Genomic DNA, 15,986 nt, shown 5'->3' with positions numbered 1-15,986 from the left:
TTGTGTTCTTGGTTGCCTTTGTTGCTTCGTGATGAACCAAAGCCCGCCGAAGCGGATCCTCTCCGGGCCGATCCCCCTCCGTAAGGACGCCCTTGAACGGCGGCGGCGCGACGGCATCTTCTTGCTGTCGTCATGGAAGGGAGAGCCGAGCGCATGCGCACCGCCCGTTTCGCAGCCTGGATCCAACTGGCCATGATGGCCACCGCCGCCACGGCCTGCGCCGGTACGGGCGCCGCCGGCCCCGGCACCAGCACTGGCGCCGGTGGCGGGGCCGGCGGCCAAGTCTTCCAGACCGAGAAGGCCACCGTCCGGGTGACCACCGTCGCCGGCGGGCTGGAGCGTCCCTGGGGCCTCGCCTTCCTGCCCGACGGGCGCATGCTGGTGACCGAGAAGAAGGGCACCCTGCGCCTCGTCACCCCCGATGGCGCCCCCGACCGCGCCAAGTCCGAGCCGCTGCAGGGCGTGCCCAGGGTCGACGCGCGCGGCCAGGGCGGGTTGCTCGACGTGGCGCTGGATCCGGACTTCGCGCGCAACCGCCTCGTCTACCTCAGCTACGCCGAACCGGGCGAGGACGGCCGGAACTCCACCGCCGTGGCGCGCGGGGCGCTCAGCGCCGACGGCCGGGCGCTCACCGGCACGAAGGTGATCTTCTCCCAGAAGCCCAAGCTGCCCAGCACGCTGCACTTCGGCTCCCGCCTCGTGTTCGACGGGCGCGGCAACCTGTTCATCACGCTGGGCGAGCGCTCGAAGGACGAGTTCCGCGGGCAGGCGCAGGACCTCGGCTCCCACCTCGGCAAGGTGATCCGCATCCGCACCGACGGATCGGTCCCGCCCGACAACCCCTTTGTCAACCAGCGCGGCGCGCGGCCGGAGATCTGGTCCTACGGCCACCGCAACAGCCAGGGTGCGGCCCTCCACCCGCAGACCGGCGCCTTGTGGATGAACGAGCATGGGCCGAAGGGCGGCGACGAGGTCAACGTGCCGCAGCCGGGGAAGAACTACGGTTGGCCGGTGGTGTCGTACGGGGTGAACTACGACGGCACGCCGGTCGGCACCGGCAAGCAGAGCGCTTCGGGCATGGAAGAGCCGGTCCAGCACTGGACGCCGGTGATCGGCGCGTCCGGCATGGCGTTCTACACCGCCGACGCCGTGCCCGGCTGGAAGGGCAGCCTGTTCAACGGCGGCCTCGTCAGCCGTGGGCTGGTGCGCCTGGAACTGGACGGCACGCGCGTGGTGCGCGAGGAACGGCTGCTGGGCGAGATGGGCAAGCGCGTCCGCGACGTGCGCCAGGGCCCAGACGGCGCCCTCTACCTCCTCACCGACGAGGCCGACGGCGCCATCCTGCGCGTGGCCCCGCAGGGATGACCCGCAGGGCTGAGCCGCGGGGCCCGGCCTTCCGCGTCCCCTCAGCTCAGGAAGCGGAAGCAGTGCTCGTCGTAGGCGACGGCCGGCAGGCCGCGGTTGCGCAGGCGGGCGTTGACCTTGGCCAGATGCCGCATGCCCACCTCGTGCGCGACCTCCGGATCGGGGCCGCCGTAGAGGTGGCGCAGGTAGGCGGCGAGCAGAACCCCCTCCACCCGCTCCCGCGAGGCGGCGCGGGCGATGGATTCGGCCAGCTGCGCGATGGTCGTGTCGGTGACGCGCGGGCGGGCGGCGGCGGTGTGCGTGTCGGCGTGGGTGGGCATGGGATCCTCCCGGGATCGTTGGTCCTGATTGCCGTGCGGCTGCCGTATTGGTTGCGCGCAGGATGACTCTCCGCACGCTCCGCGTCGACAGCGCGTTGGTTAGCCCCCACCCCTTCCGTTGGACGGGGGCCATGCCTATGCCGGCCGACTTCCGTCCATCCGTCCTCTACGGAAGGGCAAGCGGAATAGCGCTTGCCGCGGCGCCGGCTCTGCGCTACTAATTGCGAGTAATTCGCATTCGCACTATCCGGCCCCACAGAGGTCACAAAGCGGGGGCTCGGCAGCCGGAAAGGTCCTGCCCATGACTGACGCCCGCATCGGCGATGCCCCCGCCTTCGACACCGCCCGGTGGGAGGCGCTGACCTTTCCCGAGCGGTTCACCGTCTGGACCGTCCGCCTCTGGCTGGCCGCCTTCACCGGCGATCCCGACGCGGCGCCGCAGATCCGCGTGGCGTTCGAAAGCGTCGACGCCGTCCCGGCCATTCCCCTGCTCGACCGCCTGATGCGCGTGGTGGCCGATGGCGCACGCCGCCCGGTGCGCTTCACCCCCGTCGCCATCCCGGCCCTGTCGGATGATGAAGGGCTGCTGCTGCGCGCGGTGGAGCTGGCGCAGGCCGAAGGGGCCGTCGACGGGGCGCTGGTCCTGCGCGGCATGCTGACGGCCGACGCCTGCCGGGCCTTCCGCCCGGCCTGCCGCGGCTTCGCGCGGGCACTCGCAGGCGCCGGCCTGCGGTTGCCGGGCGCCGCCGTGTCGGCCCCCCGCCCGGCCCCGGCCGCCGACGCGCCGCCCCGCGCCCGCCGCGGCGGAGGGCTGCCGTGATGACGCCTCCCGCCGCCAGCACCACCGTCGCCGGCACCGCCGCGCTGGCCGACCTGACCCGCGAGGAGCGCCTCCTCCTGTGGGGCATGCGGGTCTGGGTGGCCGGCGCCCACCGCTGCGCGCCGGTGCTCGGCATCATCGAGACGGCGTTCGCCACCGTCATGGCCGACGCCGTCATCCCGCTGCTCGACGTCACGCTGTTCCAGATCATGACGGCGCGCCCCCTCGCCTTCCACAGCCCGGAATGCCCGGCCATCGGCGACGACGAGCGCACGCTGCTCGACGTGCTGGCCCTGCACCAGCACGGCGAGGGCACGGCCGCGCTGTTCCTCACCCGCCGGCTGCTGCCGGCGGCGGCCGCGCGCCTCGTGGGCGGCGACCTGCGCGGTCTGGCCAACGGCCTGCTTGCCTGCGGCATCGCCCTGCCCGACCGCCGCGCGCGGGAGCTGGCGGCGGCCGTCGCCCGCCCGGCCTCGGCCTGGGCGCCGTCGAGCCGCGCCGTGCACTGACCGCCCCGGCCGGCGAACGCGTGCGCGGCACATGCACGCAAGGATCATGCATGCAAGGATATGGACTCGCCGCCGCGCCGCACCCTATCCTGCCCCGAACCTGCTATGGCGAAGGTAAGGGGAGAGGGCGGCATGGATGCGTTCACCGTGGCGTTGCGGCCCTGGGGGCTGTACCTCGCGGTGCGCCGTCCGTTGGAGCGCGGCGAGCGCGACGAATTCGCCGTCCTCTTCGAACGCGCCTGCCAGGTCCTGTGCACGCGGGAGCCGGGCTGGGGCGCCATCGCCGACCTGCAGGGCGCGCGGCTGGCCGAGATGGAGGGCGAACGGCTGATGGCCTACATGCACCTCGCCCGGCAGCTGGGCAACGGCCGCGCCGCCACCGTCGTGACCAGCCGGCCGGACGCGGACGCCTTCGCCGCGGCGCTCGCGGCGGCGGGGCTCGGCGGCACCACGCGCATCCTGGTGGCCGAGGACGTCGGGATCGGCGTGACGCACGCCGCCTACGAATGGGTCCTGCGCGGCGTCGAACCCCTGGCGCACACCCAGCACAGGGTGACCCGCACGGGGTGACCCAGACAAAATGATTCAGCGCCGCCGCCGGACCCCGTCCACGCTCCAGCGCCCGGCGCCGGCCGCGACCAGCGCCAGCAGCCCGCCGATGATGGCGAGGTTCTTCATGAACTGGATGTGCTGCATGCGCTGCTGTTCGGCCGGCACGTCCCAGAAACGGTGCGCCAGCAGCGTGGCCGCCACGGTGAACCCCGCCACCAGGATCGCCGCCAGTGCCGTCCAGGCGCCCAGCACGATGGCGAGGCCGCCGAAGAACTCCACCGCCGCGCCGACGGCGCCGGCCACCATCGGCATGGGCACCCCCATGCCCTCCAGCCCGGCGGCGAATCCGGCGAGGTTGGTCAGCTTGCCGAACCCGCTCTCCACGAAGATGGCGCCCAGCAGGACGCGGGCCAGCAGAAGCAGCAGGTCCTGCCATCCCGTCGTCGGGCGCGCCTCCCAGGACGCGGCGTCGGAGGAACGCTTGCCGTAGCTCGCCATCGGTGGTCTCCCGCGCAAGGCCGGGAACCGGACTCCCGGTCACCGCCTCAACACGGCGCCACCCCCCGCCGTTCCGGCCACGGCGTTCAGGCGGCGTTCAGGCGGCTTTCTTGCCGACCCGGCGCAGCAGGTCGATGAAGCGCGCCCGCTCCTCGTCGGAGAAATCGCCGAACAGCGACCGCTCGTGCTCCTGGATCCTGGGGATCAGCTCGTCCAGCAAGGCCAGGCCGGCGTCCGACAGCTTCAGCGCGTAGGAGCGGCGGTCGTTCGCCGCCGGGGCGCGCACGACGAGGCCGCGCGACTCCAGCCGGTCGATCACCGCCACCATGGTGGAGCGGTCGATGCCGATCGCCGTGCCCAGCGCCGATTGGCTGAGCCCGGCGTTCTCGCGGATGCGGATCAGCACGCCGAACTGGCCGGGCGTGATGTCGTGCGGCGCCACCGCCTTCTGGAAATCCTCGAACACGGCGGCCTGCGCCTTGCGCAGCGTGTAGCCGACCAGCCCCGGCAGCAGTCCATAGGACAGCGTCGCGCGCTTGCCGCGTCCGCGCCCGTTGGGGCGCCCCTCGTCCTCGTCGGTCATGGCGGCGGAATCCATGCGTACCGGTCTCCCGTACAACGGCAAGTATCATCCGGTATAACAGTTATATGACAGGCGAGCAAGTTCAGGGGCCCGGCTGTGTCGCTTCGCCGCTCCTCCCCATGTGCTCAGAACCCATGTGCTCAGAACCCGCGTGCTCAGAAGATGCCCGCCTCCAGCCCGGCGGCCATGGCGAGGCCCAACTCCTCGCACCGCGGCACGAAGTCGTCGCGGAAGGCGCCGCGCAGGATCAGCGGTTCCTGCACCGCGCGCCAGCGCAGGCCCGTTGTGATGGTCTCCACCGCGCGGCGCGTGCCCGTGCCGTCGTGCCCGGCGCGCACGTACAGCGCATAGGGCATCCCCTGCGTGCGCTCCAGGCAGGGGTAGTAGACGCGGTCGAAGAAGTCCTTGAGCGCGCCGCTCATGTACCCCAGGTTCTCCGGCGTGCCGAGGATCACCGCCTGCGCCGCCAGCACGTCGTCGGGTCCGGCGTCCAGCGGCGCCACCGCCACGACCTCCACCCCCTCCACCTCGTCCGAGCGGGCGCCGCGCACCACCGCGTCGCGCAACGCCTGCGTGTTGGGCGACGGACAGTGGGCGACGACGAGCAGGCGTTTCCCGGTCATGCACCGGAGTCTCGCAGGGAATCCGGCGCGGCGCCACCGTTTTCCCGGCGCCCCGGCGGTTACGATCGGTCGCACTCGCCGAAATTTGATTTCATCCCGCGGCCCGGCTACCCTGGCGCGAACAATGAGGTGACCCGATGTTGGCACTCGGCCGCCGCGCCGTATTGTGGGGGATCGGAGCCATGAGCATGCAGCCCTCCTTCTCCATGGCCGGCCTGCCGGCCGATCCGGCCGCCGGCCCGTTCGCATCCGCCGCCAGCCCGCAGGACGCCGGCTTCTCCGCCGACCTGGGCGAGCGGCTGGAGGCCGGCGTGCGCTCCGGCCTGCTGCGCAACCTGCACGCCGTGCTGGTGCTGCGCGCCGGCCGGCTGGCGCTGGAGCGCTACTTCGACGGCCCGGACGAGAGCTGGGGCCGCCCGCTCGGCACCGTCGCCATGGGACCGGACACGCTGCACGACCTGCGCTCGGTGACCAAGAGCATCGTCGGCCTGCTCTACGGCATCGCGCTGGAGCGCGGCCTCGTGCCGCCGCCCGAGGCGCCGCTGCTGGCGCAGTTCCCGCAGTACCCGGACCTCGCCGCCGACCCGGCCCGCGCGCGCCTCACCGTCGCCCACGCGCTGACCATGACGCTTGGCCTGGAATGGAACGAGGACCTCCCCTACACCAGCCCGGCGAACAGCGAGATCGCCATGGAATCGGCGCCCAACCGCTACCGCTACGTCCTGGAGCGCCCGGTGGCGGCGGAACCCGGCACGCGCTGGACCTATTGCGGCGGGGCGACGGCGCTGCTGGGCGGGCTGATCGCCAAGGGCGCCGGGCGCCCCCTGCCCGACTTCGCCCGCGAGGCGCTGTTCGAGCCGCTGGGGATCGGGCGGTTCGAATGGGCCTCGGGGCGCGACGGCATCGCGTCCGCCGCGTCCGGGCTGCGCCTCACGCCGCGCGACCTCGCCCGCATCGGCGAGCTGATCCTGAACGGTGGCCGCCTGCGCAGCGGGGAACTGGATGGCCGGGCGATCGTGCCGAAGGCGTGGCTGGACGCCTCCTTCACCCCCGCGGTCCCGACCGGCGACGGCCTGCGCTATGGCCGGCAGTGGTTCCTGGGGCGGGAGCCGGTGCCGGCCATGCCGGGGCCGCCGCAGATGTGGGCCAGCGGCTTCGGCAACGGCGGCCAGCGGCTGTGGCTGATGCCCTCGGCCGGGCTGGCCGTCGTCATCCTGTGCGGTGCCTACAACGCCCCCGACCACTGGGTCACGCCCACCCGCGTGTGGCGGGAAATCGTGCTGCCCAACCTGCAAAAGGCGTGACCGCCCCGTCAGGCGCCCCGGCCGAACAGCATCTGGCGCCGGGATGGCGGCGGCCCGGGCGGCGGGGCCGGCGGCGGTGCCGGTTCGGGCGCCGCCTCCTCCTCCGCCTTCAGGAGTTCGTCCAGGCACGCCTGCGCCGTCAGCACGGCGACCGCGTGCTCGGCGAATTCGTCCATGGGGGAGAACAGCGACAGGCTGAGCAGCGGCCCCACCCCCTCCAGCCGCCCGGCGAGGAAGTCGTACTCGCCCGACGGCAGGACGCGCGCCACCGTGGCGCCGCCGGCCAGGTCCGCCCAGGCCGCCGGGTCGCGCGGCAGCAGCACGGCGTTCATGCACCAGGGCGTCACCACGATGCCCAGCCACGCGTCGTCCCCGAAGGGCTGGAAGCCCACCGTCTCGACGCGCAGCGCCGCGTTGCAGATCGGCACGTCCTTCATGCCGCCCTCCGCCGCCGCCCGGTAGGCGGCCCCCAGCGCCGCGACGCGCGCCGCCATGGGATCGACCGCGCCGGCGGTGGCGCCCAGCACCATGAACTTGTCGGGAGGAGCGTCGCAGTTGGGGCAGCTCCAGCCGTCGGGAAGTGCCGTGAAGGGCGTGCCGGCCGGCACCTGCCAGACCGGGTCGCCCTCGGCCGGGTCGTACACGTGCCAGCAGATGCCGCATTCCATGCGGGCATCGTCCGGCACGGGCACGCCCTCGAACAGGATGCGGCCCATCAGTAATAGGCCTCCAGGATCTCCTTCAGGCGCAGCGCGGAGTCCGCGAAGTCCTCGTCGGCGGCGCGCACGGCCAGCGGCACGTCGCCGACCTCCAGCGTGTCCAGCACCACCTTGTCCTGGGCGTTCATGTACTGCACGCTCCACACGTTGCGGCGCGCCGTCAGCACCACCCGGCAGGAGCTGTAGCCGCGCGACAGCGCCAGCACCGGCCCGGTGCCCAGCGTGGCCTGCAGCGCCTCCAAGTCCACCGGGTTCATCGGCAGCAGGGTGAAGCTGATCACGTGGTTGGGCGTGCCGGGCACGTAGGTGGCGGCGCGGTCGCGCACCTCGGCCAGCACCGGCAGCACGTTCATCGCACCCGGCGGCGGCTCGCCGATGGGGATGTCGGCGGTGGTGGCGCGCTCGGCCGCCGCGCGCACCAGCGCCGGCACCTCGGCCACCTCCACGTGGTCGCCCAGGCGCTTGCCGGTGGCGGGGTCGGAGGTGCGGATGCGCCACACGCCGGTCAGCGTCGATTCCTGGATCTGGTACTCGGCCGCACCGGTGACGAGGATCGACACCTCCCCCTCGCCCAGCGTCTGGTCGAGCAGCGTGCGGTTGGCGTCGTCCAGGTGCCCGGCGTCGAAGGACACCGGCGCGTCGGCGGCGCGGTAGCCCTCCAGCGTCGCCAGCACCGCGCGCAGCAGGGTCTGCACCGGGGCGGCTTCGTCGCCGACCTCCGGCAGGGCGGCGAGGCCGCGCGTCGCCACACCGGCCGGCAGCCCCAGCAAATCAAGACCAACGGAGCCGCCGGTATCGCAGGCGTTGCCGAGGAAGGCCGCCGTCGGCGCCTCCTCATCAAGCCACTTCATCGGGTTGGGCCGTTCCATGGAGGCGTTCCTTCCAGTCAGAGCGGTTTGCGTTTCGCTTTTGAGCCCTTCTCCCCTTGAGGGAGAAGGGTTGGGATGAGGGGTCATTACCGGCGGCAGCCGGGATAAAGAGTCTCTTTTCCGGCCTGCCGGCCGTAGTCCCCCTCACCCCAACCCCTCTCCCTCCAGGGGAGAGGGGCTTTAGCGGTCAATGCGTGGCGAGGCTGGGGGCGCCGTCCAGGGCGGCGCGCAGCCGCTCGACATAGACGGTCCAGTCCTGGACGCGGGCGATGATGTCGACGGCGGCACCGTCGCGCAGCACGACGAGTGCGGGGAAGACGACGACGTTCCAGCGCTTCTTCAGCACCTCGCCGGCCTCGCGGCCGACGACGCCGGTGCGGAATCGGCCGGGGAAGGCGCCGATCAGCTCGCGCAGGATGACGGCGACGTCGAAGCTTTCCGGGCGCTGCGCGGTGTCGCCGGTGAAGAACAGGACCGTCATCCCGCCCGGCGCCAGGAAGGCGTCGGCGTCGTCGGGGGTGACGGGCACGCAGCCGCCGGTGGTGCACAGCTGGTCGATCAGCGGAAGGCTCATGGTCACGCTCCGGAAGGGAGGAAGCGGGCGTCGCCGATGCGGCAGGCGTCCTCGGCGGACGGGCGGCCGCCCTCGTAATGGGACAGGCTGAGGCTGCCGTGCAGCACGCCCTCGGCCGGGGCCGTGCGCTCCTCGGCCGGGAAGCCCCAGGCGGCGAGCTGGTCCAGCGCCACGCGCAGCGCCGGCTCCACCTGGGCGCGCACGCTGTCGGTCAGGCTGCCGCCGTAGTCCTCCAGCACCTCGGCCTGGACGCCGATCAGCAGCATCTCGGCCGGCGCCCCGCCCAGCAGGTCGGCGGCGGACAGCACGTCCTGGAAGCCGGTCTGGTGCAGGCTCATCTTCTTGGCGCCGGTGAACTTCGGCACCTCGCCGTCGCGCACCAGCTTCAGCGTCCCCGGCTCCTCGCCGTAGTCGATGGCGTCGAAGACGATCAGGCGCTTCGCGGCGCGCACGTCGTGCACGAGGTAGAGGCCCTGGGTGCCGCCGTCCATCACGCGGACACCGGCCGGGAACGCCCAGCGGCGGTCCAGCTCCTCAACGCAGCGCACCCCGAACCCCTCGTCGGCCCACAGGATGTTGCCGATGCCGAGCACGAGAACGTCGCAGGATTCTTCGGTCATGGTCGATCTCCTAAGGCCCCTCTCCCTTGACGGGAGAGGGGTTGGGGAGAGGGTGGTTACGGCGAAGCCGGAAGAGAGGTTCTTTTCCCGGCATCCGCCGGTAACGACCCCTCATCCCAACCCTTCTCCCTCAAGGGGAGAAGGGCTATGCGGTTCACCGCCGGTTGTCCTTGAACATGCGCCAGCCGCCGACGATGGTGCTGATCATCGTCTGCCGGCTCATGATGTCCTCGCGGATGGCGGCGTAGACGTGGACGGTGACGAAGATCACCATCGCCCACATGCCCAGCCGGTGCACCGTGTGCAGGTTCTGCGTGTTGCCCGCCAGGTCAATGACCCAGCCGAACAGCGCGTGCTGCCAGGAATCCAGCCCCGTGCCCTCGGCGTACAGCGCGAAGCCGGTGCAGATCATGAAGATGCCGCCCAGCGTGAACATCGAGAACATCGCCAGCTGCGCCAGCGGGTTGTGCCCGATGTACTTCTTGGGATCGGGGGTGAGGAACGAATACCACTTCGCCTCGAACAGCACCTCCGCCCAGAAGCGGCCGCGCCAGAACGGGATGTAGAACATCTGCCGGGCGTGGTGGTTGCCGACCAGCGCCCAGTAGACGCGGCCCAGGAACGCCACCGCCATGAACTGGCCGGCGGCGAAGTGGGCGAAGCGGATGTAGCCGAACAGGTAGTTGTCGATCGCCTCGCCCGGCATGGTCGGCGGCGGCACGCCGATGAAGTAGCCGGTCACCACCAGCACGACGATGGCCAGCGCGTTCGCCCAGTGCCACAGGCGCACCGGGGCCTCGTAGACGTAGATCGCCGTCTGCCGCGTCAGGTGGGCGGCATCCTCGCGGGTCAGGTCGCTGATGTCCGGCTCGCCGCGGCGCGGCGGCAGGACGACGCGGTCGGCGCTGCCGAGCCGCGCTTCCTCTTCCGGTGTCAGTACGGTCATGGCGCGGTCCTCCCCATGCGGTTCAGCGCACCTGCACCCGGGTCATCTCCTGACCCTCGGGCGACAGGACGTGGGTGGAGCACGCCAGGCACGGGTCGAAGCTGTGCAGCGTGCGCAGGATCTCTAGCGGCTGGTCGGGCACCTGCATCGGCGTGTTCATCAGCGCCGCCTCGAAGGCGCCGATGTTGCCCTGGTTGTCGCGCGGGCTGCCGTTCCAGGTGGTGGGGACGACCGCCTGGTAGTTGTCGATCTTGGTATCCTTGATGCGGATCCAGTGGCCAAGGGCCCCGCGCGGCGCCTCGGTGAAGCCGACGCCCTTGCACTCCTTCGGCCAGGTCGACGGGTCCCAGCTGGCGGTGTTGGCGGTGGTGCTGTCGCCCGCCTTGATGCGCGCCACCAGCTTGTCCTGGAAGTACTTCAGCTTGTGCGCGGCCCATTCGCACTCCAGCCCGCGCGCCAGCGTGCGGCCCAGCGTGGAGAACAGCGCGTCCACCGGCACGTCCAGCGCCTTCAGCGACTTCTCGACCGGCTCCTTGAACTCCGGGATGCCCTTGGCGTAGCCGATGATGTAGCGGGCCAGCGGACCCACCTCCATGGCGTGGCCCTTCCAGCGCGGCGCCTTGATCCAGGAATACTTGCCGGCTTCGTCCAGCTCCTCGATGCGGGTCCGGGTGCCCTTGGACTTGGGGCCCAGCTCGTACTTGGCCTGGGTGATGCCGTCCCAGGGGTGCAGGCCCTTCTTCTCGTCCGGGTAGGTGTACCAGGAGTGCGGGACGAACTCCTGCACCTCGTTCGGGTTGGTCAGGTCGACCTCGTGCACCTCGGACAGCTTGCCGTTGATGATGGCGCCGCGCGGCAGCATCAGGTTCTTCGACGAATAGTCGTTGGCCACGTCCGGGATGTCGCCGTACGACAGCACCGACTTCGACGACAGCCCGCCGCCGTACAGCCAGCCCTTGTAGAACGACGCGATGGCCATCAGGTCGGGGATGTAGACCTGTTCCGTGAACTCGATGCAGCGGTTGATGATGTCGGTGACGAGGTTCAGCTGCGTCATGTTGATGGCGCCGACGCTGCCCGTCGAGTTCAGGTTGATCGGGCACGGCACGCCGCCGACCAGCCAGTTCGGGTGCGGGTTCTTGCCGCCGTAGACGGCGTGGATCTTGACGATCTCCTTCTGGAAGTCGAGCGCCTCCAGATAGTGCGCCACCGCCATCAGGTTGGCTTCCGGCGGCAGGGCGTAGCCGGGGTGGCCCCAGTAGCCGTTCTTGAACGGCCCCAGCTGCCCGGATTCCACGAACTTCTTCAGCCGCGTCTGCAAATCGCGGAAGTACCCCGGCGACGACAGCGGCCAGGAGGAGATGGACTGCGCCAGCTCCGACGTCGCCTTGGCGTCGGCCTTCAGCGCCGAGACCACGTCCACCCAGTCCAGCGCGTGCAGGTGGTAGAAGTGGACGATGTGGTCGTGCACCTGCAGCGTCAGCTGCATGATGTTGCGGATGGAGTTCGCGTTGTCCGGGATCTGGATCTTCAGCGCGTCCTCGACCGCGCGGACCGAGGTCAGCGCGTGCGTGCCGGTGCACACGCCGCAGATGCGCTCGGTGAAGGCCCAGGCGTCGCGCGGGTCGCGGCCCTTCAGGATCACTTCCAGGCCGCGCCACATGGTGCCGGTGGACACCGCGTTGCGGATGATGTTCTGGCTGTCGAGGTTCACCTCGACGCGCATGTGGCCCTCGATGCGGGTCACGGGGTCGACGACGACGCGCTTGCCGCTGTTGTCGAGGTTGAAGCCGTTCGGCGTGGTGATGGCGGTCATGACGGACGTTTCCTCTTCCCTGCGGACGCTCAGCGGTTGTCGGTGCTGCCGGGCTTGTGCCGGGCGCGCTTGACGGCGCTGGCCGCCGCGTGCGCCGCGACCGCGGCCCCCACCACGGCCGCCGCCGTGCCGCCGACCACGTCGGCGTTGGATTCGATGCCGAACTGCTTGATGTCGGTCAGGCGGTTGTAGAACGGCCCCTTGTCCCAGAAGCCGTCCTCGGAACAGCCGATGCAGCCGTGGCCCGCCTGGATGGGGAAGGAGGTGCCCTCGTTCCAGCGCACGGTGGAACAGGCGTTGTAGGTGGTCGGGCCCTTGCAGCCCATCTTGTAGAGGCAATAGCCCTTGCGCGCCCCCTCGTCGTCCCAGCTCTCCACGAACTGGCCGGCGTCGAAGTGCGGGCGGCGGTAGCACTTGTCGTGGATGCGCTGGCTGTAGAACATCTTCGGGCGGCCCTGGCGGTCCAGCTCCGGCATCTGGTCGAAGGTGAGGATGTAGGTGATGACGCCGGTCATCACCTCGGCGATGGGCGGGCAGCCCGGCACCTTGATGATCGGCTTGCCGGTGATGACCTTGTCCACCGGCGTAGCCTGCGTCGGGTTGGGCTTGGCCGCCTGCACGCAGCCCCACGACGCGCAGGAACCCCAGGAGATCACCGCCATCGCGTCGTTGCAGACCTCTTTCAGCTGCTCGACGAACGGCCGGCCGCCGATGATGCAGTACATGCCGTCGTCATTGAGCGGCGGGTTGCCCTCGATGGCGGCGATGTAGCGGCCCTTGTGGGTGTGGCGGATCTCTTCCAGGATCGCTTCGGCCTGATGGCCGGCGGACGCCATGATGGTGTCGTCGTAGTCGAGCGAGATCATCGACAGCACGACGTCCTTCACCAGCGGGTGCGCGGAGCGGATGAAGCTTTCCGAGCAGCAGGTGCACTCAAGCCCATGCAGCCACAGCACGGGGATGCGCGGCTTCGTCTCCATCGCGTGCGCGATCTTCGGGGCGAAGGCCGGACCCAGGCCCAGCGCGGCGGCGGAGAGCGAGCAGAATTTCAGGAAGCTGCGCCGGCTGATCCCCTGCCGGCGGATGACATCGTAGAAGGTTTCCGTTGTCGCCATGGGCGTTTCCTCTCCCGTGCCGTCGCGCCCGTCGTGGCGCGTTCGTTCCTCGATGGCAACCGAACAGCAACAATTGTGCCGACCGACGGTGTGTAAGCCGTTCAACGTGTTGCGACGTTTGGCCACACGAACTGTGGGGATTCGGCTGGCAGAGTTGCCGGCGCACTGGCAAGCGCGTTGCCAGCGCTAGACGGCGCGCCGCCGCTTCCCAGCCCGGCCGGCAACCGGTACGATCCCCCGTGCACGAACGGCCGAAGCTGACCAGGGACAAGCCCATGGCGCACGCCTCACCTGCCGGTGATTGGGTTTCCATTCGCCGCGACGCCGAGACCGGGATCGAGACCATCCGCGCCCACTTCAAGGGGCACGCCTACGACCCGCACGACCACGACGACGTGCTGGTCGGCATCACCGAGCAGGGCGTGCAGGAGTTCCGCTGCCGCCGCCGCCTGCACACCAGCACGCCCGGCCGCGTCATCCTGATCGAACCCGGCGAGGTGCACGACGGCCACAGCCCGCGCGACGAGGGGTTCACCTATGCCATGCTCTACCTGCCCGCCCGGCTGCTGGCGGCGCGGGCGGACGCGCTGCGGGACCTGGGCGGCACCTCCGGCGCCATCGGCTTCCGCGACACGCTGTCGGACGACCCACGCCTCGCGGCGGCGATCCACGGCGCCTTCCTGGCGGTGCACGGCGCCGAGGGGCGGCTGGCCCGCGACCTGGGCCTGGACGCGCTGGCGGCGCGGCTGGCCGGCCACGTGCTTGCCCCCGGCACCGCCCGCCCCCGCGTGCCGGGGCCGGCGGCGGCCCGCGCGCGCGACGCGCTGCACGCCCGCATGGCCGAGGACGTCGGCCTGGACGAGCTGGCGGCCCTGGCCGGCGTCGACCGCTTCCGCCTGAACCGGGTGTTCCGCGCCGCCTTCGGCCAGTCGCCGCACGCCTACCTCGTGCGGCTGCGCCTCAAGGCCGCGCGGCGCCTGCTGGCGGCGGGCGAGGCGCCGGCCGCCGCGGCCGCCGAGGTGGGCTTCGCCGACCAGAGCCACCTGGGCCGCTGGTTCCGCCGCGCCTACGGCATGACGCCCGCCGCCTACCGCCGGATCTGCACGAACGTTCCAGACTGACGGCGCCGCCCCGCGCCACAGTGGCGGGAAAAGGAGACCCGCCCATGCCTGACGTTTCGCCCCCCTTCGACACCAAGGTCGCCATCATCGTCCGCCAGGACCTCGCCGTCTGGCAGAAGCTCAACGTCGCCGCCTTCCTCGCCACCGGCATCGCCGCCGCCGCGCCCGAGGCGATCGGCGAGCCCTACGTGGACGCCGCCGGACGCGTCTACGGCCGCATGCTGGGCCAGCCCATGCTGGTCTTCGCCGCCGACACCGCCGGCCTGCAGGCCGCGCACCGGCAGGCGCTGGAGCGCGGCCTGAGCATCATCCCCTACGTCGCGGCGATGTTCGAGACCGGCCACGACGCCGCCAACCGCGCCGTCTTCGCCGCCGGCGATCCGGAAAACCTCGACCTCGTCGGCCTCGCCGTACGCGGTGCGAAGAAGGCCGTGGACAAGGCCACGAAGGGCCTGACGCTGCACGGGTAGGGGCGCGGCGTGCCCCCTCCCGGCTCGCTGACGCTCGCCACCCTCCCCCTCTTCGAGGTGGAGGGTTGGTCGGCTGACGGCGGCAGTCCCCTCCACCGCGCAGCGGGGGAGGGTTAGGGAGGGGGCAAAACCTTGCCCAGCATCCCCTCCGCCATCCGCACCAGCGCGTCCTCGAACTCCGGCGTGCCGGGCAGGCCGGAGTCCTCCAGCACGGCGGCGCGGACGGCGCCCAGCACGGCGCGGCTGACCACGAACAGCACGGCCGGCGACGGCGGCGGGAAGTCCGGGTGGTTGCGCCGTTCCAGCGCCACGCGGATGCGCTCCGTCGTCTCGCGCGTCGCGGCGATGACCGGTTCGGTGTGGTCCAGCTTCCACCCGCGCTTCAGCAGCAGGCGCCGGCCCCGGTCGCCGGTGCCGAACGCCCCCACCGTGATGCGGATGAACAGGCGCAGGTACTCGCGCGGGTGCGCCTGCGACGCCTCGGCCTCGGCCAGCAGGGCGTCCAGGCGGTCCATGACGCGCCGCCGCTCCAGGTCGATCATCGCCAGCAGGATCGACTCCATGCTGGGAAAGTACTGGTACAGCGTGCCGATGGAGAAGCCCGCCCGCTCCGCCACCCGGTTGGTGGTCAGGCGCTTCTCATCCTCCGTATCCAGAATCTGAACGGTCGCCTCGAAAATCGTCAGGACGGTCTTCCACGCGCGCGCCTGGCTCGGCCTTTTTCGCATGGGATCAACGGGTTGCGGATCGGTTTCGGACATGGCGGCGGGTCCGGGGAATGCGAGTTGGGAAACCGAGCATCCCTCAGTATCGTCATTCCGTCCACACGGCCCGTCCACACGCCCCGCCCACAGACCAGGGAGGAAGAAGCATGCCGACCCTCACCGTCCGCCGCCCCATGATCGACGTGGCGTCCCTGGAGATGCCCGACGCGTGGCTGGGCGGCGACGCCTTCCGCACCCAGGTGTTCAACGCGCTGTCCATGATGTTCCCGGTGGGCGAGCAGTACTTCATCGATTCCGTGCGCGAGGGCCTGCCCCTCGTCCAGGACCCGGAGCTGCGCGAGGACACCCGCCGCTTCATCGCGCAGGAGGCGATGCACAGCGGCCTGCACCGCGCCTTCAACGCCCGGCTGGAGCAGCGCGGCCTGCGCAACCGGGTG

Annotated in this window: 20 protein-coding genes; 8 read left to right on the top strand and 12 right to left on the bottom strand. The window is 71.2% G+C overall.

What is annotated here, in order from left to right:
- Positions 1-153: 153 nt before the first annotated feature.
- The gene (locus tag VED21_RS00730; protein ID WP_324880385.1) at positions 154-1,365 is read left to right on the top strand and encodes a PQQ-dependent sugar dehydrogenase; all 1,212 of its coding nucleotides are present in this window, start codon (positions 154-156) and stop codon (positions 1,363-1,365) included.
- A 41-nt stretch (positions 1,366-1,406) separates the two neighbouring features.
- Here the strand turns inward: VED21_RS00730 and VED21_RS00725 are convergent, their stop codons facing one another.
- Entirely contained in the window at positions 1,407-1,685 is a 279-nt protein-coding gene (locus VED21_RS00725; protein WP_324880384.1) for a hypothetical protein, read from the bottom strand.
- A 301-nt stretch (positions 1,686-1,986) separates the two neighbouring features.
- Between VED21_RS00725 and VED21_RS00720 the strand changes: the two genes are divergently transcribed.
- The 3 genes from VED21_RS00720 (at position 1,987) to VED21_RS00710 (ending at position 3,584) form a co-directional block, all read left to right on the top strand.
- Entirely contained in the window at positions 1,987-2,505 is a 519-nt protein-coding gene (locus VED21_RS00720) for a hypothetical protein (protein WP_324880383.1), read from the top strand.
- Positions 2,502-3,014, top strand: a complete 513-nt coding sequence (locus VED21_RS00715; protein ID WP_324880382.1) for a hypothetical protein — start codon at positions 2,502-2,504, stop codon at positions 3,012-3,014. Before VED21_RS00720 ends, VED21_RS00715 begins: the two co-directional genes overlap by 4 nt.
- Positions 3,015-3,146: 132 nt before the next feature.
- Positions 3,147-3,584, top strand: coding sequence for a hypothetical protein (locus tag VED21_RS00710; protein WP_324880381.1), 438 nt, complete (start codon positions 3,147-3,149; stop codon positions 3,582-3,584).
- A 15-nt stretch (positions 3,585-3,599) separates the two neighbouring features.
- Here VED21_RS00710 and VED21_RS00705 read toward each other — a convergent pair whose 3' ends face one another.
- From VED21_RS00705 to VED21_RS00695, 3 genes are all read right to left on the bottom strand, one after another.
- Positions 3,600-4,064: a DoxX family protein gene (locus tag VED21_RS00705; RefSeq protein ID WP_324880380.1), complete on the bottom strand. Its 465-nt coding sequence runs from the start codon at positions 4,062-4,064 to the stop codon at positions 3,600-3,602.
- Positions 4,065-4,161: 97 nt separating this feature from the next.
- On the bottom strand, positions 4,162-4,662 hold the full coding sequence (locus VED21_RS00700; protein ID WP_324880379.1) for a MarR family transcriptional regulator: 501 nt from the start codon (positions 4,660-4,662) through the stop codon (positions 4,162-4,164).
- A 140-nt stretch (positions 4,663-4,802) separates the two neighbouring features.
- Positions 4,803-5,270, bottom strand: coding sequence for a flavodoxin family protein (locus tag VED21_RS00695; RefSeq protein ID WP_324880378.1), 468 nt, complete (start codon positions 5,268-5,270; stop codon positions 4,803-4,805).
- A 182-nt stretch (positions 5,271-5,452) separates the two neighbouring features.
- On the opposite strand from VED21_RS00695, the gene VED21_RS00690 reads away from it, so the two are divergent.
- Positions 5,453-6,574 carry a serine hydrolase gene (locus tag VED21_RS00690; protein ID WP_324880377.1) on the top strand — a complete coding sequence of 374 codons (1,122 nt, stop codon included), beginning with the start codon at positions 5,453-5,455 and terminating at the stop codon, positions 6,572-6,574.
- An 8-nt stretch (positions 6,575-6,582) separates the two neighbouring features.
- Here VED21_RS00690 and VED21_RS00685 read toward each other — a convergent pair whose 3' ends face one another.
- The 7 genes from VED21_RS00685 to VED21_RS00655 all read right to left on the bottom strand — a co-directional run bounded on the left by VED21_RS00685 (position 6,583) and on the right by VED21_RS00655 (position 13,233).
- A complete protein-coding gene (locus VED21_RS00685; protein ID WP_324880376.1) occupies positions 6,583-7,290 on the bottom strand; it encodes a [NiFe]-hydrogenase assembly chaperone HybE in 708 nt (235 codons plus the stop codon).
- Complete coding sequence (locus VED21_RS00680) at positions 7,290-8,162, bottom strand: hydrogenase expression/formation protein (protein ID WP_324880375.1); 873 nt, start codon at positions 8,160-8,162, stop codon at positions 7,290-7,292. Before VED21_RS00680 ends, VED21_RS00685 begins: the two co-directional genes overlap by 1 nt.
- 187 nt (positions 8,163-8,349) lie before the next feature.
- The gene (locus VED21_RS00675; protein WP_324880374.1) at positions 8,350-8,736 is read right to left on the bottom strand and encodes a hypothetical protein; all 387 of its coding nucleotides are present in this window, start codon (positions 8,734-8,736) and stop codon (positions 8,350-8,352) included.
- 2 nt (positions 8,737-8,738) lie between these two features.
- A complete protein-coding gene (locus VED21_RS00670) occupies positions 8,739-9,356 on the bottom strand; it encodes a HyaD/HybD family hydrogenase maturation endopeptidase (RefSeq protein WP_324880373.1) in 618 nt (205 codons plus the stop codon).
- A gap of 154 nt (positions 9,357-9,510) precedes the next feature.
- The gene (gene cybH / locus VED21_RS00665; RefSeq protein ID WP_324880372.1) at positions 9,511-10,302 is read right to left on the bottom strand and encodes a Ni/Fe-hydrogenase, b-type cytochrome subunit; all 792 of its coding nucleotides are present in this window, start codon (positions 10,300-10,302) and stop codon (positions 9,511-9,513) included.
- A gap of 22 nt (positions 10,303-10,324) precedes the next feature.
- Positions 10,325-12,118, bottom strand: coding sequence for a nickel-dependent hydrogenase large subunit (locus VED21_RS00660; RefSeq protein ID WP_324880371.1), 1,794 nt, complete (start codon positions 12,116-12,118; stop codon positions 10,325-10,327).
- 29 nt (positions 12,119-12,147) lie between these two features.
- Entirely contained in the window at positions 12,148-13,233 is a 1,086-nt protein-coding gene (locus VED21_RS00655; protein ID WP_324880370.1) for a hydrogenase small subunit, read from the bottom strand.
- Between the two features lie 239 nt (positions 13,234-13,472).
- On the opposite strand from VED21_RS00655, the gene VED21_RS00650 reads away from it, so the two are divergent.
- Together VED21_RS00650 and VED21_RS00645 are read left to right on the top strand one after the other, a co-directional pair.
- The gene (locus VED21_RS00650) at positions 13,473-14,354 is read left to right on the top strand and encodes an AraC family transcriptional regulator (RefSeq protein ID WP_324880369.1); all 882 of its coding nucleotides are present in this window, start codon (positions 13,473-13,475) and stop codon (positions 14,352-14,354) included.
- A 44-nt stretch (positions 14,355-14,398) separates the two neighbouring features.
- Positions 14,399-14,824, top strand: coding sequence for a DUF2000 family protein (locus VED21_RS00645; RefSeq protein WP_324880368.1), 426 nt, complete (start codon positions 14,399-14,401; stop codon positions 14,822-14,824).
- Positions 14,825-14,937: 113 nt separating this feature from the next.
- On the opposite strand, the gene VED21_RS00640 is transcribed toward VED21_RS00645, so the two are convergent.
- Complete coding sequence (locus VED21_RS00640) at positions 14,938-15,552, bottom strand: TetR/AcrR family transcriptional regulator (RefSeq protein ID WP_324880367.1); 615 nt, start codon at positions 15,550-15,552, stop codon at positions 14,938-14,940.
- A gap of 143 nt (positions 15,553-15,695) precedes the next feature.
- Here VED21_RS00640 and VED21_RS00635 point away from each other — a divergent pair.
- Positions 15,696-15,986 (top strand): metal-dependent hydrolase (locus VED21_RS00635; protein WP_324880366.1); only part of this gene is annotated, 291 nt, incomplete at its 3' end.

This window comes from Azospirillum sp., assembly GCF_035627195.1.
Taxonomy (GTDB): domain Bacteria; phylum Pseudomonadota; class Alphaproteobacteria; order Azospirillales; family Azospirillaceae; genus Azospirillum.
This window is presented reverse-complemented; position numbering and strand designations above follow the sequence as displayed.

Bases quoted from the DNA above. Each gene is read 5' to 3' on its own strand.
- VED21_RS00730 (WP_324880385.1), top strand. From the start codon at position 154: ATGCGCACCGCCCGTTTCGCAGCCTGGATCCAACTGGCCATGATGGCC.
- VED21_RS00725 (WP_324880384.1), bottom strand. From the start codon at position 1,685: ATGCCCACCCACGCCGACACGCACACCGCCGCCGCCCGCCCGCGCGTC.
- VED21_RS00720 (WP_324880383.1), top strand. From the start codon at position 1,987: ATGACTGACGCCCGCATCGGCGATGCCCCCGCCTTCGACACCGCCCGG.
- VED21_RS00710 (WP_324880381.1), top strand. From the start codon at position 3,147: ATGGATGCGTTCACCGTGGCGTTGCGGCCCTGGGGGCTGTACCTCGCG.
- VED21_RS00705 (WP_324880380.1), bottom strand. From the start codon at position 4,064: ATGGCGAGCTACGGCAAGCGTTCCTCCGACGCCGCGTCCTGGGAGGCG.
- VED21_RS00700 (WP_324880379.1), bottom strand. From the start codon at position 4,662: ATGGATTCCGCCGCCATGACCGACGAGGACGAGGGGCGCCCCAACGGG.
- VED21_RS00695 (WP_324880378.1), bottom strand. From the start codon at position 5,270: ATGACCGGGAAACGCCTGCTCGTCGTCGCCCACTGTCCGTCGCCCAAC.
- VED21_RS00690 (WP_324880377.1), top strand. From the start codon at position 5,453: ATGAGCATGCAGCCCTCCTTCTCCATGGCCGGCCTGCCGGCCGATCCG.
- VED21_RS00685 (WP_324880376.1), bottom strand. From the start codon at position 7,290: ATGGGCCGCATCCTGTTCGAGGGCGTGCCCGTGCCGGACGATGCCCGC.
- VED21_RS00680 (WP_324880375.1), bottom strand. From the start codon at position 8,162: ATGGAACGGCCCAACCCGATGAAGTGGCTTGATGAGGAGGCGCCGACG.
- VED21_RS00675 (WP_324880374.1), bottom strand. From the start codon at position 8,736: ATGAGCCTTCCGCTGATCGACCAGCTGTGCACCACCGGCGGCTGCGTG.
- VED21_RS00670 (WP_324880373.1), bottom strand. From the start codon at position 9,356: ATGACCGAAGAATCCTGCGACGTTCTCGTGCTCGGCATCGGCAACATC.
- cybH (WP_324880372.1), bottom strand. From the start codon at position 10,302: ATGACCGTACTGACACCGGAAGAGGAAGCGCGGCTCGGCAGCGCCGAC.
- VED21_RS00660 (WP_324880371.1), bottom strand. From the start codon at position 12,118: ATGACCGCCATCACCACGCCGAACGGCTTCAACCTCGACAACAGCGGC.
- VED21_RS00655 (WP_324880370.1), bottom strand. From the start codon at position 13,233: ATGGCGACAACGGAAACCTTCTACGATGTCATCCGCCGGCAGGGGATC.
- VED21_RS00645 (WP_324880368.1), top strand. From the start codon at position 14,399: ATGCCTGACGTTTCGCCCCCCTTCGACACCAAGGTCGCCATCATCGTC.
- VED21_RS00640 (WP_324880367.1), bottom strand. From the start codon at position 15,552: ATGCGAAAAAGGCCGAGCCAGGCGCGCGCGTGGAAGACCGTCCTGACG.